Here is a 15,915-nt window from a genome sequence, read left to right on the forward strand (position 1 = left end):
GTTTCTCCCCGTCAAGCACTGGCGCGCTGGATAGCAGCGCGAATGCGCTGATAGGTACCGCAACGACAGATATTTCCGGACATTGCACCGTCGATGTCTGCATTTGTGGGCTTCGGTGTTTCCGCAAGCAATGCAGCAGCCGACATCAACTGGCCGGATTGGCAGTAGCCGCATTGTGGAACCTCAAGCTCGACCCAGGCGTCCTGAAGACGCTTGCCATGCTCCATTGTGTGAAGCGCCTCGATGGTGGTTACTTCGCTTTCGCCGATGGTCTCGATAGTGGTGACGCAGGAACGCGTCGCTACGCCATCGATATGAACGGTGCAAGCGCCACAGAGCGCCTGCCCACATCCAAACTTGGTTCCTGTCATGCCGAGGATGTCTCGCAGAACCCACAAAAGGGGCGTGTCTTCATCGGCGTCAACAAGGTGCGTTTGTCCGTTGACCTTTATTGAGCTGGGCATCTTTCCTTCCTCCTCGTGCACGACGCGTTCCGGTAGGAAGATGCTTTCTTTGGAAAGCTAAATAAATCTGATTTTACTACACAGTGAATATAGCGCAGCTAAACAATATGCGAAGCGACATGGCGTGAGAGACTTAGGGCGACTGTAGGCGACGAAGACCTGAGCATGTGTCGATGAAGGCCCTGAGCTTGGGTTGGCCTTGAGCCGCCTTCGTGAAATACAGAAACAGGCCATCGCCGCCGGGAGAGTAATCCAGCAACACGGGCTCAAGTTCACCGCTGGCTATTTCCAGAGAGGAGTGGAATGTGGAAGAGTAGATTAGTCCTAGTCCTTGCGACGCCATTCTGCGCATTGCCTCAGCGTCGTTGACTGTAATCGGTCCTGTGGGGTCGATACGCACGGTCTGACCATCATCCAAAAACTCCCACCGATAAATGTCACCTTTTTCGGGGCGCTTGAATTTGATGCAAGTGTGGTTGTTGAGATCCGCCGGAGTCTGGGGACGTCCGTGTCTGGCGAAGTATGCAGGGGAGCCGAACACCGCCCATTTGAATGGTGGTGACAGCCGTATGGCAATCATCTCCTGCGGTATGTAGGAACCAAGGAGTATGCCGGCATCGTAGCCCTGTGAAATGAAGTCGCTGTGCTGATTGCTGACTGTGATGTCAAGATTGATAAGAGGCCATTGCTGCCTGAATGTCGGCAGGATCGGATCGATCACATGACGAAGCGCGAGACGCTCCACGACGAGCCGCAGTGTCCCTGAAGGCTGGCTTGCCGTCTGGGTCGTCTCTTCAATTGAGGATTCAATCAGTTGCGCAGCCGGGCCGACCTTGTTCAGGAAGGCATCCCCTGTCTCTGTCAGCGATATACGCCTCGTTGTTCGGTGAAAAAGAGGAGTACCCATCTTTCGCTCAAGTTTCTGCAATGCCTGACTGATTGCTCCAGGGGTCACACCCAACTCAAGAGCCGCCTTTCGGATGCTGCCGTGCTTGGCGATACTAAGAAATTCTGAGAGGCCATCAAAGGGATCGGAGCGTGTCATCGAAATTCGAGCTTCATCGTGTGGATTTTGATTGCTAGGACAAACCAGAATTTCTATCCGATGACAACGGAGGGGAGATGCTTGGCTCGTCGTTGATAAATAGATTGATAAAGTTTTATCCGCTCAGGCGTAAAAGACACGTCGTCGCAATTTTGCCAAATTCTGCGACAGGTATGCCTGCGCATATGGTTGTCGGGACGCCCACGATGAGAACATTTTATTCGATTGTCATTTGGCTTTTTTTGGTGTCGAGCTACAGTCAAGCGGCTGAGCGAGTGACAACAGAGAAGGTTGGCTTACCCGTGAAGCTTGACGGGATCGATACAACGCTTGAGACCGAGATCGTCAGCCCCTCGGAAAGGGGCAAGCATCCCCTCATACTGATTGTCAATGGTTCGACACTCTCTCCAAGGACTGCGAAGGCTGAATGGTTGGATCGCATCGCGCAAGATTTTGCACAGAAGGGCTATGTCGCGGCGTCCATACTCTGGCCCGGTTATGGGTCTTCAACTGGGATGTTTCGCGACGATGGAGGAAATTGCTCCAATCCTCGTGTTGCATCGTTCTTCAAGGAACGCGTTGAGGAACTCTCTGGCGCACTTGCAGATCTGCGAAAACGGGATGATGTGGATCCGAACAACACCCTGGGGTTGGGCTTCTCGATCGGCGGGGCGTCAATGTTGGCTTTAGCCGCGCAGCCGGATCATCCTCTCAAAGCTGTTATCAATATTTCCGGAGGTCTTTATCATTATAATCATTCGGGCGACGCCGTAAAAGATTGCCAGCTGTTTCGTCAAGATCTCATTCACACGGTTTCCAAGTATGGAAGCGACACCCGCGTGCCTACGCTTTGGATCTACGCTGCTAACGATCCTTTTTTCCCGCCCGAAATTGCCCGGCAGATGGTGGAATCCTATCGGAATGCTGGCGGTCTCGCACAGTTTATCGCACTTCCTCCGTTCGAGAAAAACGGCCACACACTCTTTAAGTATAGCGCTGCCCCGATTGTAAATCCTCAGATTGATAGTTTCCTTGCTAAAAATTCGCTTCTACCAATCAACCGTTGGAGCTCCCGTCAATCGAATTAAAGCTGTATTCTCCCAGCGGTCAGTTTCTTGGCTTTTTAGCGCAAAGAAAGCCTCTGTGAGGTCATTGGCCAAGATTGTCTGCGAATACGCTCGAAGATGATCAGGCATGTTGGCGAGACGCGTTTGCTCTGCTCGACGAAGCCGTCAAACATGGTAGGGAGCCCATCAATGCTGCCCGCTCATCAGCCCGAACATCTGCGATCGTGCCTGACAAGGTGCCGTGCGGTGTCTCTCGCCAAAGGTCTTGGCACTGCTGTTCCAGCTTACTGCCGCACGTAGCTGGGGAATTTTTCGCTGATCTGATCAATGATCGATAACGTGCCGGAAAGATGTTGTCGCAAGGCTGCTGCGGCCAGATCGCCATTGCCGGATTGTATGGCCTGCACAATGGCCTGATGATCATCCAGCACGGTTTGCATTTTGCCCGGCATGGGCAGATTGAGCCTGCGCAATCTGTCCAGATGCACGCTTTGACGTCGCACAGTGGCCCACAGCTCCACAATGTCGGTGCGTTCATAGAGCTTGCGATGAAACTCGCGGTCAATGGTATCAAACACATCAAATGTTTCGGGCGATGCAACGGCTTTTTGTCGCTCCAGAATGGCGGATAACTCGGTCGCAGTTTCCTTTGGTGTCTCGTTGGCCAGCCGCTTTACCGCTTCAAGCTCCAGCGACAGACGCAGAAACTGGGCCTGCCGGGCGTGCCTTATGTTGATCTTGGCAACCACCGTTGCATATTGCGGATAGACGTCGACAATGCCCTCTTCCTGCAAACGCATCAAGGCATCGCGCACCGGCGTCTGGCTCACGCCGAACTCCAGTTGAAGCGCATTGCGCGACAGAATGGTGCCCGGCACCAGCTCGACATTCAAGATTCGCTCTTTCAGAATCTCCTGGATTTGCAGGGCAATCTGCCGCGACCGATCAAGCTGACTTTCCTTGATTGTTCCATTCATCGCTGGTCCCGGTCTCCTGATTGTCATGCACTGTAGCGGCTTGCAGCCAGAAAGCGCGGATACATATCTTATAACACACTATATCTGCTGCATAATTTTATCTTCAAGCCCATCTTGGCAGAAATTAATTAACACGGGAGCGCAGAATTGCGCTTGATGCACTGATGTTTTAGTGCTTCAATGCATTATCGCTTTGGGAGAGGTGAGCGGTGACATGCGCCGCAAACGGGAGGAAAATATGAGACGCATTATCGGCGGGTTGACCGCAGCAATTGCCCTTGCCTTGAGTCTGGCATCAACAGGCCATGCCGAGGAAAAAACCACACTGTCCATCACCCGCCAGCCGGGCATTTTGTATCTCGCAAGCCATGTGATGGAAACGCAGAAGCTGATTGAAAAAGATGCCGCTGCTGAAGGCCTGAAGGATGTCAAAGTGGAATGGCGCACCTTCAATGGTGGCGGCGCACAAACCGACGCGCTGCTGGCGGGCAATGTCGATGTGGTGAATACGGGCACCGGCAATCTGCTGCTGCTTTGGGACCGCACCCGCGGCAAGGTCAAAGGCATCATTACCAGCTCAGCCCAGCCGGTGATCATGGTGTCCAATGATCCCAAGATCAAATCTTTGAAAGACATCGGCCCGACCGATAAAATCGCCGTTCCAACCGTTGGTGTTTCCACACAGGCCATTTTGCTGCAAATGGAAGCGGCCAAGATGTTTGGTGAAGGGCAGACGAAAAAATTTGACCCCAACACGGTGCAAATGGGCCATCCTGATGCCGTGGCGGCCCTTGCCAACGCCAACCACGAAGTCAAAACTCATTTTTCGGCTCCGCCTTTTCAGTATCTTGAGCTGAAAATGCCCGGTGTGCACAAGGTGATCGATTCCCGCGACATCGTTGGCGGTGCGCTGACTCAGGCGACGTTTTTTACCACCACAGGCTTTGCCGATGCCAACCCCAAACTGGTCAAGGCCTTGCGCACGGCCACCGAGCAGGCTGTGGCTTTCATCAAGAAAGATCCCAAAGCCGCCCTTGAAGCCTACAAGACTGTTTCTGGCGACAAGACCAGCCTTGATGATCTGATGGCGATGTTGAAAGAACCGCATATGGACGAGTGGCGAACGGACCCACAGGGCACGATGAAATTTGCCGAGCACCTCTACAAAATTGGCACGCTCAAGACCATGCCCAAGGCTTGGACAGACTATTACCTGCCCGATTCGGCCTATCTCAACGGCAACTGAGAGCGAAACCCCTACCGAGGTGGTGGTGTTCAACCGCCTCGCGTGTCCCTCATGGAGTGAACTCAATGTTGCAGGCAATGCAGGCGACTGCGGAATGTCCCAAGCCCGTGCCACAAAAAGCACCGCTGCTGACGGTTGATAATGTGACGCTGCGCTACAAGACATCCAATCTTCTCATCACCGCCACCGAAAAGGTCAGTTTTTCGGTGGGTGAATCGGATCGTTTCGTGCTGCTCGGACCATCTGGCTGTGGCAAATCCACCCTTCTCAAGGCCATTGGTGGCTATATGACACCTTCCAGCGGCACCATTCACATCAACGGTCGGCAGGTGAAACGCCCCGGCCCGGACCGAATGATGGTGTTTCAGGAATTTGACCAGTTGATGCCATGGAAAACAGTTTTGGAAAACGTGATGTTTCCTCTGTTGATGGCGCGCAAGCTGCCCAGACAGCAGGCGGAAGCACTTGCGAGGGAGTATATTGAAAAGGTCAAGCTGACCCGCGCGATTGATAACTATCCCCATACCTTGTCGGGTGGCATGAAGCAGCGCGTCGCCATTGCCCGCGGCATGGCGATGCAGCCCGATGTTTTGCTGATGGATGAGCCGTTTGCCGCCCTTGATGCGCTGACCCGCCGCCAGATGCAGGATGAATTGCTGCAATTGTGGGAAGATACCAAATTCACGGTGATTTTCGTCACCCACTCGATTGCCGAGGCCATCAAGATTTCCAACCGCATTCTGTTGCTGTCGCCTCATCCGGGCCGGGTGAAGGCCGAAGTGGTGGATGTCGACAAAATCCGCCACGACGCTGCCGCCAGCGCAGAGCTGGAACAGGAAATCCACAATCTGCTGTTTTCCAACGAACCCGGCCATAGGGAGTAAAGGCATGGTATCATCCCATATCGTCATGGCTGCCAATGTGGAAAACACGCAGCAATTCAGTACCGTCGAGCAAAAATTGACACCGCTGGAGCTGCTCTGGAGCATAGGTGCTGTGCGCAAGGCCGCCATCATTCTGGTTCTGGCCATTATCTGGCAGGTCTATGCCTCCTATCTCGACAATCCTTTGCTGTTTCCAACCCTGAGCGATACGCTGACCACGCTCGTTGACCGTGTGCTGGATGGCGTTTTGCCAAACAGGATATGGACCACATTGAAGGTTCTGTTCATGGGTTATGCGGCAGGCTCGGTGCTGGCGGCATGTCTGACTGTTCTGGCCATCAATACCCGCATCGGCACGGATTTTCTCGAAACCATGACGGCGATGTTCAACCCGCTGCCCGCCATTTCGCTGCTGCCGCTGGCCTTAATCTGGTTTGGCCTTGGTTCGTCCAGTCTGGTGTTTGTGCTGATTCATTCGGTTTTGTGGGCAGTTGCGCTCAACACCCATTCCGGTTTTCTGGGTGTGTCGCGCACCTTGCGCATGGTCGGTGCCAATTATGGCCTGACTGGCATGTCCTATGTGCTGCGCATTCTGGTGCCCGCCGCCTTTCCGTCTATCCTCACAGGCTTGAAAATCGGCTGGGCTTTTGCCTGGCGCACGCTGATTGCCGCCGAACTGGTGTTCGGCGTGTCGTCAGGGCAGGGCGGTCTTGGCTGGTTCATTTTCGAAAACCGTAATCTGCTGGATATTCCAGCCGTGTTTGCCGGTCTGCTCACCGTCATCATCATTGGTTTGATCGTCGAAAATCTGGTGTTCCAGACCATTGAACGTCACACCATTCAGAAGTGGGGCATGAAGGAATAGCGCCTTCTCCGTCCTCCGTTTCACAGAGACACAATCATGCCCCAGAGAAAAACTGCTGATACCCTTCGAAGCGCCAGATGGTTTGCGCCTGACGATTTGCGAAGCTCCGGCCATCGCTCCCGCACCATGCAAATGGGCTATGACCTGCAAGAGTTTATGGGCAAGCCAATCATTGCCATTCTCAACACCTGGTCAGATGCCAATCCTTGCCACGCGCATTTCAAACATCGGGTAGAAGATGTGAAGCGCGGCATTTTGCAGGCCGGTGGTTTCCCACTGGAGCTTCCGGCCCTGTCGCTCTCAGAGAGCTATGTGAAACCGACCACCATGCTCTATCGCAACATGCTGGCGATGGAAGCGGAAGAGCTGTTGCGCTCCCACCCGGTGGATGGCGCGGTGCTGATGGGCGGTTGCGACAAGACCACTCCCGGTCTGGTGATGGGGGCCATCAGCATGGGCTTGCCGATGATCTATCTGCCCGCAGGGCCAATGTTGCGCGGCAATTATCAGGGCCAGCAATTGGGTTCCGGCTCAGATGCATGGAAATATTGGGATGAGCGCCGCGCCGGTCTGTTGAGCGAGGCAGACTGGGTTGGTGTGGAGCAAGGCATTGCCCGCTCCTATGGCCATTGCATGACCATGGGCACCGCCAGCACCATGACAGCCATTGCTGAATCGCTGGGTTTGACACTGCCCGGTGCCAGCTCCATTCCGGCGGCAGATTCCAATCACATCCGCATGTCGTCTGCCGTTGGCCGCCGCATTGTCGAGATGGTCTGGGAAGATCTGGTGCCTAGCAAGATCGTCACCCAAGCCGCCGTTAACAATGCGGTCGCTGTGGCCATGGCCACCGGCTGTTCCACCAATGCTGTGGTGCATCTTCTGGCCATGGCGCGGCGTGCTGGCATCCCGCTGACGCTGGATGATCTGGATGCGGCGGGCCGCACCACGCCGGTGCTGGCCAACATTCGCCCAACCGGCAAAACCTATCTGATGGAGGATTTTTACTATGCCGGTGGTCTCCGTGCCCTGATGGCCAAGCTTGGAAATATTCTCGACACATCAGCGCTGACCGTGTCCGGCCTGACCGTTGGCGAAACCCTTGAGGGCGCAAAATGCTTCAATGATGATGTCATCCGCTCGCTCGACAACCCGGTTTATCATGAAGGCTCGCTTGCGGTGTTGAAGGGCAATCTTGCTCCGAATGGTGCCGTGATCAAGCCCGCCGCCTGCGATGCACGTTTTCACAAGCATCAAGGACCGGCGCTGGTATTTGACACCTATCCCGAGATGAAAGCCGCCGTGGATGACGAGAACCTCGACATCACCCCTGATCACGTCATGGTGCTGCGCGGTGCGGGGCCGCAAGGTGGTCCCGGCATGCCGGAATGGGGCATGTTGCCCATTCCCAAAGCGCTGCTGAAACAGGGCCACCGCGATATGTTGCGGCTGTCGGATGCGCGCATGAGCGGCACCAGCTATGGGGCCTGCATTCTGCACGTCTCGCCCGAATCCCATGTGGGCGGGCCGCTGGCGCTGTTGCAAAACGGCGACATCATCAAGCTCGATCTTGAGGCCCGCACCATCGATATGCTGGTGGATGACGCTGAACTTGAGCGCCGCAGAAAAGCTTGGATCAGGCCGGAAGACAAGATTGGCCGTGGTTACGGCTGGATGTTTGCCCGCCATGTCGGCCAGGCCGATACCGGTGCCGATTTTGATTTTCTGGAAACCGGTTTTGGCCCCGCTGTGGCGGAACCCGACATCTATTGACCCGACATCGCTTGATAAGAGGAATAACCATGACTGACTATGTCCTGAGCGAAGCCACCCGCAAGAAATTGATGGGCGTCGCCACCCCCACCATTGCGACTGCATTGTATAAGCGCGGTTTGCGCAATCAATTCATTCAGGATGTACGCCCATTGTCTGCCAAAAAGCAGAACATGGTGGGGCAGGCGTTTACGTTGCGCTACATCCCTGCGCGTGAGGATCTCAATCCGCTCACAGTTTTTCAAAATCCGCAGCATCCGCAACGCGCTGCTGTTGAGCAATGCCCACCCGGCTGCGTGCTGGTGATGGACAGCCGCAAGGATGCGCGTGCGGCTTCCGCTGGCTCCATTCTGATCTCGCGCCTGATGGTGCGGGGTGCAGCAGGCGTTGTCACGGATGGCGGCTTTCGGGACAGCCCGGAAATTGCCGAGCTGGATTTTCGCGCGTATCACAGCCGCCCATCTGCTCCCACCAATCTCACCCTGCATCAGGCCCTCGACATCAATGTTCCCATCGGCTGCGGCGATGTGGCTGTGTGGCCGGGCGATGTCATCGTGGGCGACAATGAAGGGGTTATCGTCATCCCGGCGCATATTGCCGATGAAATTGCCGACGAGACCGTTGAAATGACCGCCTATGAGGATTTCGTCACCGAGAAGGTTCTCAACGGTGCCACCATCATTGGCCTTTACCCGGCAACAAGTGACACGCCTCGGCAGGAATTTGCACAATGGCGGCAGGAAAAGGGGCGCTAGAGTTTGTCAGGGAAAAGTGCAATCCGGTTTTCCCAAAAAGACAAACGAAAACAAAAAAGTTTAACGTCTGTCTGGTTCAGACTGAACCAGACAGACTGTCGTGCATCTTACAAAAAACAGATAGATATAATCTTTCAGCTTCGATCGCGGTCTCTGATTTCTGTCGAAGAGCTTTGTCATCTACGGTGAATGATGATGCTTTTGAAACATCATTGACGCCATTTTGATCGACGTCCTGTTCATGTTGCAGGGCCGATACCACTGTTGTTGCCATCGCGCGCGTTCAAAATCTCACGTCGCAACGTCGCAATTCCGGCTGAAGGTTTTCCGGGTCAAAAAACCGCTTCAGCCGTTCGCCTCAAGAAGCGGTCGTATCAGCGAGTTGGGAAAGCGGCGCTTGATTGTCACTGCAAAGAAGGATTCGATCATGCCCGGCAGCGTATCGAATTCCACCAGAGTGCCTGCCTCCAATTCGCCCTTGACGACGATGGGCGGAAGAACGGCAAGGCCCACACCTTCGCGGGCAAGAAGACGCATCATGGCCATGTCATCCACCTCGGCGGCGATCTGGGGTGTCAACCCGAGCCTTTCCACCAGCGCATCAAACTGGGCGCGCACCCCGCTTTCCAAAGTGGGCAGAATAACCGGATGCACAGCCAAAAGGTCAGCAAGCATGGCCCCGCGCGCGCCATAAGAGGGTTTGCCGATCAGGCTGACACGCTGCTGATAGACATGCTGGGCGATAAAAGGGGTGAGTGAATCGGTCATCGGTGCCTGATTGAGCAACACAATATCGAGGTTCAGGGTTTCCAAGGCGGCCAGCAATTCGCCTGTGCTGCCGGATCGCAGAATCATGTCCACGTTGCTCATACCCAGAATGGGCCGCAAAAACTCCATCTGAAAGTTGCGCGACAGTGTTGCCAGCGCACCGATGCGAATGCTGCGGCGGCTACGGCCTGATTGCTTCAGCGTTTCCACCAGTTCTTCACCGGTTGAGAAAATTGTGTCGGCGTGATCCAGTGCGATGCGCCCGGCCTCTGTCAGGTAAAGCTGACGACCGCGCCGCTCAAACAGCGCATGGCCGAGCCTTTCCTCCAACTGCTTGATTTGAATGGACAAGGCAGATTGCGACAGGTTGAGCCGCTCCGCCGTGCGCGTGAGGTTGCCGTCGTGGGCGACGGCACGGAAATAGCGCAGATGATGATAGTTCAAATCAACCATAGTTCTATTTTATAGAACGAAATCTCAAAAACAATGAATTTTTATTGGAATGCTGCGGCTGCTAACAGGTGCCTCACAAGCCCGCTGCTCTGGTGTCGGCGGGCAAGATCGGAGAATGTCTGTGACCCACGCCTTGCCTCTTCTCGCGCCGCTCTTTCTGGTTGCGGCATCGCTTTTTTCCTGTTTTGCGCCTGCAAAGAGGCCACGCCTGGCCATCAAGGTGGCTGAACTGGCAGCCATCGGTGCCATGGTCATCGCTCTTGTCTCCACGATCGTCTTGATCCGAGATGGATCGGCGACGGGGCCGATGTTTGGCATCGGCCTCTTCACCTTCGGATCGCGGCTTGACCCGGTCAGCCTCGTCATGCTCAGTCTGGTTTCCTTTATTGGCTGGGTGGTGCTGCGGTATGCCGGAACCTTTCTGGATGGCGAGGCCCGGCAAGGGCCGTTCACCGGCTGGATGACCGCGACGCTCGCCGCCGTTCTCTTTCTCGTCCAGTCCGGCACGCTGTTGCAGTTTGTGATCGGCTGGATCGCTTCCAGCCTGCTGTTGCATCAACTGCTGCTGTTTTATCCGCAACGGGCGGCAGCACAGCGGGCGGCGCGCAAGAAGTTTATTGTCTCACGGATTGGCGATGCGAGCTTGATTGCTGCCGCTCTGGTGTTGGGGTTCACCTTCGGCACAGGTGAGATTTCTGCAATCCTGACCGCTGCCCGGGAGGGTGCGGGCGGCTCGTGGAGCGTGCTTGCTAGCGCCCTTTTGGCACTCGCGGCCATCCTGAAATCGGCGCAGTTTCCCACCCATGGCTGGCTGACCGAAGTGATGGAAACGCCCACCCCGGTTTCGGCTCTGCTGCATGCAGGCGTGGTCAATGCTGGCGGCTTTCTGCTCATTCGGTTTGCCGATGTGATGTTGCAGGCCCCGGTGGTGCTGGCGGTTCTGGTGATGATCGGCGGCTTTACGGCCCTGTTTGGCAGCCTTGTGATGCTCACGCAGCCAGCGGTCAAAACCTCGCTGGCCTGGTCAACGGTCGCGCAAATGGGCTTTATGATCTTGCAATGCGGGCTGGCGCTGTTTCCCATCGCGCTTTTGCACATCGTTGCCCACTCGCTTTACAAGGCCCATGCGTTTCTCTCGTCGGGCACGGCCATTGAAACGGTGGCCGCCATTCGCAGGCCCGGGCCGGTGGCCATTCCCGATGGTAAAGCGGTGACGCGGGCCTTTCTGCTGGCGCTGACCATCTACGGCATGATCGGCCTGCTCTTCGGCTTTTCGGAAAAACCACCGCAGGCCATTGCGCTGGGGGCCATTCTGATCTTCGGTGTGGCCTATCTGATTGCTCAGGGCCTTGCCGATGCCGCCCCTTGGGCGCTGACCCGGCGCACCCTGCTTGCCTCGCTCTTTGCGGCCACGGCTTACTTTGCCTTGCAGCACGGCGCGGACATGCTGATGCATGGCACCCTACCAGCCACGCCGCGCCCCGGCCCGCTGGAATGGACACTGATGATTTTAGGGGTGATCAGCTTCGGCACGGTGGCCGTAGCACAAGCACTCTTCCCGCTCTGGGCCTATCATCCGGCAGCGGCGGGCCTCCGGGTTCATCTCACCAACGGCCTTTACGTCAACGCCCTCTTTGATCGGCTGCTGGGCGGCTGGCAGCATAACAAAGCCGCGACCACCCAAGCCGCAACTCCAGTCAAGGATTGAACCGATGAATAAGATGATAAAAATCGATACCCTGCACGGTGATGCCTTGGCGCAAGCGGCTGATCAGGCGGTGCGGGCCATTCCTCCCGCCTGGCCGCTGACGGCCACTGTGGCTGTCAATCCCTTCTTCGGGCAGGCTCAGGCCAGTTTTGAAGAGACGGCGGCGCTTCTGGCGCGGATCGGCGGCGTGCGCCTCGCCCTGCCGCGGAAACATTATGCTGATCGGATCACCAAGGGCGAGATCATTGATGTCGATCTGGTCGCAGCGCTCAACAACAGCACGCTTGCCGGACAGCTTGATCTTGCCGACTTGAAGGCAGCAGCACAGCAAGAGCCGCCGGCCCCGCTGGTCCTGCCCACCATTGCCGATCTGGCAGCCCATGCCTCCGGCAAGGATTGGCCGGGATTGGTGGCGGAACGGATCGGCACGTTTGCCGCAGGCTTCTTCGATCAGGGGCAGGCGCTTTGGGCTGCATCCCGGCATAATGGTCTCTATGCCGCTTGGCGGGCCTTTGCCATTCATGACCTGACACCGGAAATTCTGGGACTGGAAGGGTTTGGCCTCTCGGTGGCCAGCACGCCGGAAACGGCGCAAGGATTGATTGAGCGGGCAGCAAAGCGGTTGGGCTTTGGCGCGGAGCCGGGCACTTATTTCCACCAATTGCTGCTGACGCTGGGCGGTTGGGCACACTATGCCCGGCATCTGCAATGGAAAGCCGAGCTGGATGGTGGATCGGATCAAACCGCGCTGGAGCTGTTGGCTATCCGGCTGGTGTTTGAAGAAGCGCTCTATGAGCGGTATCAGGCCGCGATGGCCGGGCAATGGCGGAGCGTTCGCAACGCTCATCTTGCTCCGATGATCGTTGATGAGCAGGTTCAGATCGATGCGGTGCTGCAATCCGCAGCGGAGCGGGCTGCCCAACGGGCGCTGGCCGAAAAACTCAGCACATCCTCGCCTGTGCAGCTCACAGATCAGCGCCCCCTGCTACATGCGGCCTTTTGCATTGATGTGCGCTCGGAAGTGTTTCGGCGGGCCTTGGAAAGCATTGATCCCGGCATCCAGACGGCGGGCTTTGCCGGTTTCTTCGGGCTGGGCACCAGCCACAAGGGCCTTGCCTCAGATGTCAGCGAAAACCGTTTGCCAGTGCTGCTGAAGCCCTCGGTCTTCACCTGTAGCGCTGTCGAGAGCGAGGATAAAAGCGATCAGCAGACACGGTTTGCCGCTCGCGCGGTGCGGGCCTGGGGCCGGTTCAAGCTGGCGGCGGTTTCCTCCTTTGCTTTTGTGGAGGCCATGGGGCCTGTCTATGCTGCAAAGCTGCTGAAAGATGGACTGGGACTTGCAAAAGGCCACAAGCCCGATGCCCCCGCCCCACGGTTTGGTGCGGAGATTGATCTTGAGCGGCGGATCACGATGGCCGAAACCGTGCTGCGGGCCATGTCGCTGACCGATAACTTTGCGCGTGTTGTGCTTCTCTGCGGCCATGGGGCAAATGTCGTGAACAACCCTTACGCCAGCGCGCTGCATTGTGGTGCCTGCGGCGGCTACGCCGGTGATGTGAATGCGCGGCTGCTAGCGGGCCTGCTGAATGAGGCTGCGGTGCGGACAGCGCTTGCCGAAAAAGGTATCGTCATTCCGGCGGATACGACGTTCATTGCGGCTCTACATGACACAACAACCGATGCGGTGACGCTGTTTGATGGCGATCTCTCATCGAAGGACGATCTTGCACCCATTCGCAATTGGCTGGAGCAGGCCGGGCGGCTTGCCCGGACCGAGCGGGCGCAGCGTTTGCCCCGCGCCACCGCAAGCTCCATCTTTGAGCGGAGCCGGGATTGGGCGGAAGTTCGGCCTGAATTTGGCCTTGCGGGCTGCCGGGCCTTCATTGCCGCGCCTCGGTCGCGGACCCGGGGACGCAATCTCGAAGGGCAGGCTTTTCTGCACGACTATGCATGGCAGCAGGATGAAGGCTTCAAAGTGCTCGAACTGATCCTGACCGCCCCCGTGGTTGTGGCCAGCTGGATCAGCCTGCAATATTTTGGCTCTGCTGTGGCACCTGACTTGTTTGGAGCGGGCAACAAGCTGTTGCACAATGTCGTGGGCGGTATCGGCGTCGTGGAAGGCAATGGCGGCACTCTGCGGACGGGCTTGCCATGGCAATCCGTGCATGATGGCGAGGCCTTTGTGCATGAACCCTTACGGTTAACGGTTGCGGTCGAAGCACCAAAAGAGGCTATCTCGGATATTCTGCAACGGCATGCGCATGTGCGGGCGCTGTTTGACAATGGCTGGCTGTCGCTCTTCACACTCGATCCGTTTGGGTGCATTGCCTGGCGCTATCAGCCGGGCCATGGGTGGCTCCAGTGCGCCCCCTCTGAATGATTGGCGGAAGATTTCCCTTCAGCATCAACCGCACGCCGGAGCGATTATTTTTGGCCCTCGATGCTGACCCGCTCTCATCGAGGTGCCATTTATCGGCAAAGCCGCCGTTTGAAGGCAGGTGAAGCGACACAGCAAACGTGGAGTCGAAAAGGACAGCCAAACGGCGGAAGAGATCCTCGACAGCTTTGGTCCGACAAGTGGGAGCCGGTTTTCCCTGACAAACTCTAGCGCGCTGATAATCAGCCGCCATTCCTATCGTTTTGAAACAATGGCGACTTTTGAACGCTCAAAAGCTGCGGCTTGGGGCGTGTGAAGGTTTTTCGACCATTTTTCCACCCCGCAATGGCGCTTGCGGATGATCTCACAACCTCGCATGGGTCCGTCGCATCCAGTGCGATAATGTCTGCTTTTTCTCCAACAGCCAGTTTGCGTTGCATGCCAAGGATTTCAGCCGGATGCATTCCAACCATATCGAAGACGATTTCAATGTCTGAATCGCGGGAGATTTGCATGACATTGGCGTAGAGATTGGACATTCGTGCAAGAGATGCATCGCCAAAGGGCGTGAACGGGTTGAGCACATTGTTGGTTGCTATTGCCGTTTTGACGCCAAGGGCAGCAAGACGATGTGCAGGCGCAATGCCTCGTGGAACATGGGCACCATAGTCCCTTCCCATCAGAAAGAGATCCGTGGCTGGCAACACAGTCAGCGCAATTCCTGCCTCTGCAATTTTCCGTCCGACCTCAAAAAGAGCGGCTGGATCAAGTGCAGACAGATTGGTGACGTGGCCGATAGTGACGCGACCTGCATACTTGTGTGCGTGAGTGGCTTCGATCACGGCTGGCAGATCGGTCTTTTGCGGATCAAGACTGAAGTCGAGATGAAAATCGACATCCACATCGTGTTTGCGGGCCAGAGCGAAGATTTTCTGAATGTGTTCCCGTGGATTGGTATCGGTATAGGGACAGCCTCCAATCAGATCCGCCCCTGAAAAAAGAGCCTCATCCAGCATCGCTTCCGTCTCAGGCTCCTGCGTCAGGCCTTCTTGTGCAAATGCGCAAATCTGAATGTCAATCGCGTCTGCATAGTGGTCGCGCACCCGCTTGATGGCCTCAAAAGATTGCATGCCAACACGCGGATCGATCTCCACGAAGGTTCGCATCCGATTGGTGCCATGCATGATGGCTTTTTCCACGAGCTTTGATGCGCGCTGGAACACATCTTCTTGTGTAAAGCCTGCCTTTGCCTTTGTTGTTTCGCGCACAGCTTCTTCCAGTGTGCCGGCACAAATCGAGCAGCGCTCCATGATGCAGGCTTTATCGAGATGAATATGGCTATCGACAAATCCGGCAAAGACAAAGGCTCCTTCGAGATCCTCCGTCTCCACAGCAACGCAATGAATGTGCGGCTCCATTTTGACGATCACGCCATCCGTGATGGCAATGTCGATGCAATCTGAACACTGCGCAATCCGGGTATTGCGAAGCAGAAGATCAACCTTCATCGCCTCTCTCCTCGTTTTTTCAATG

At 56.2% G+C, this 15,915-nt stretch carries 13 protein-coding genes and 1 pseudogene; 8 read left to right on the forward strand and 6 right to left on the reverse strand.

The features are described from left to right. Positions 1–11: 11 nt before the first annotated feature. Positions 12–464, reverse strand: a complete 453-nt coding sequence (locus tag BJF95_RS03065) for a (2Fe-2S)-binding protein (protein ID WP_075637991.1) — start codon at positions 462–464, stop codon at positions 12–14. Positions 465–597: 133 nt separating this feature from the next. Continuing rightward, positions 598–1,509: a LysR family transcriptional regulator gene (locus BJF95_RS03070; RefSeq protein ID WP_075637992.1), complete on the reverse strand. Its 912-nt coding sequence runs from the start codon at positions 1,507–1,509 to the stop codon at positions 598–600. A gap of 206 nt (positions 1,510–1,715) precedes the next feature. Here BJF95_RS03070 and BJF95_RS03075 point away from each other — a divergent pair, with 206 nt between their 5' ends. Next, positions 1,716–2,597 (forward strand): alpha/beta hydrolase family protein, encoded by an 882-nt coding sequence (locus BJF95_RS03075; protein ID WP_175577188.1) that lies wholly within the window; start codon positions 1,716–1,718, stop codon positions 2,595–2,597. 80 nt (positions 2,598–2,677) lie between these two features. Here the strand turns inward: BJF95_RS03075 and BJF95_RS23610 are convergent. Then, positions 2,678–2,859 (reverse strand): annotated as a pseudogene (locus tag BJF95_RS23610) (IS21 family transposase); the annotation flags it as partial. 1 nt (position 2,860) lies between these two features. Then, on the reverse strand, positions 2,861–3,553 hold the full coding sequence (locus BJF95_RS03080) for a GntR family transcriptional regulator (protein ID WP_075637994.1): 693 nt from the start codon (positions 3,551–3,553) through the stop codon (positions 2,861–2,863). A 238-nt stretch (positions 3,554–3,791) separates the two neighbouring features. Here BJF95_RS03080 and BJF95_RS03085 point away from each other — a divergent pair, with 238 nt between their 5' ends. The 5 genes from BJF95_RS03085 to BJF95_RS03105 all read left to right on the forward strand — a co-directional run bounded on the left by BJF95_RS03085 (position 3,792) and on the right by BJF95_RS03105 (position 9,076). Then, positions 3,792–4,799, forward strand: a complete 1,008-nt coding sequence (locus BJF95_RS03085; protein WP_075638123.1) for an ABC transporter substrate-binding protein — start codon at positions 3,792–3,794, stop codon at positions 4,797–4,799. A gap of 65 nt (positions 4,800–4,864) precedes the next feature. Next, on the forward strand, positions 4,865–5,683 hold the full coding sequence (locus BJF95_RS03090; protein ID WP_075637995.1) for an ABC transporter ATP-binding protein: 819 nt from the start codon (positions 4,865–4,867) through the stop codon (positions 5,681–5,683). A 4-nt stretch (positions 5,684–5,687) separates the two neighbouring features. Continuing rightward, positions 5,688–6,548 (forward strand): ABC transporter permease, encoded by an 861-nt coding sequence (locus tag BJF95_RS03095; protein ID WP_075637996.1) that lies wholly within the window; start codon positions 5,688–5,690, stop codon positions 6,546–6,548. A 36-nt stretch (positions 6,549–6,584) separates the two neighbouring features. Further along, positions 6,585–8,321, forward strand: coding sequence for an L-arabinonate dehydratase (gene araD, locus BJF95_RS03100; RefSeq protein ID WP_075637997.1), 1,737 nt, complete (start codon positions 6,585–6,587; stop codon positions 8,319–8,321). Between the two features lie 29 nt (positions 8,322–8,350). Beyond that, positions 8,351–9,076 (forward strand): ribonuclease activity regulator RraA, encoded by a 726-nt coding sequence (locus BJF95_RS03105; RefSeq protein ID WP_075637998.1) that lies wholly within the window; start codon positions 8,351–8,353, stop codon positions 9,074–9,076. A 345-nt stretch (positions 9,077–9,421) separates the two neighbouring features. Here BJF95_RS03105 and BJF95_RS03110 read toward each other — a convergent pair whose 3' ends face one another. Beyond that, the gene (locus BJF95_RS03110) at positions 9,422–10,297 is read right to left on the reverse strand and encodes a LysR family transcriptional regulator (RefSeq protein WP_075637999.1); all 876 of its coding nucleotides are present in this window, start codon (positions 10,295–10,297) and stop codon (positions 9,422–9,424) included. 115 nt (positions 10,298–10,412) lie between these two features. Between BJF95_RS03110 and BJF95_RS03115 the strand changes: the two genes are divergently transcribed. Beyond that, complete coding sequence (locus BJF95_RS03115) at positions 10,413–12,005, forward strand: proton-conducting transporter transmembrane domain-containing protein (RefSeq protein WP_175577189.1); 1,593 nt, start codon at positions 10,413–10,415, stop codon at positions 12,003–12,005. A 4-nt stretch (positions 12,006–12,009) separates the two neighbouring features. Next, positions 12,010–14,385 carry a YbcC family protein gene (locus tag BJF95_RS03120; protein WP_075638000.1) on the forward strand — a complete coding sequence of 792 codons (2,376 nt, stop codon included), beginning with the start codon at positions 12,010–12,012 and terminating at the stop codon, positions 14,383–14,385. Between the two features lie 239 nt (positions 14,386–14,624). Here the strand turns inward: BJF95_RS03120 and BJF95_RS03125 are convergent, their stop codons facing one another. Further along, entirely contained in the window at positions 14,625–15,890 is a 1,266-nt protein-coding gene (locus BJF95_RS03125) for an amidohydrolase family protein (protein ID WP_075638001.1), read from the reverse strand. Between the last annotated feature and the right edge of the window lie 25 nt (positions 15,891–15,915).

This window comes from Rhizobium oryziradicis (assembly GCF_001939045.1).
GTDB lineage: Bacteria > Pseudomonadota > Alphaproteobacteria > Rhizobiales > Rhizobiaceae > Allorhizobium > Allorhizobium oryziradicis.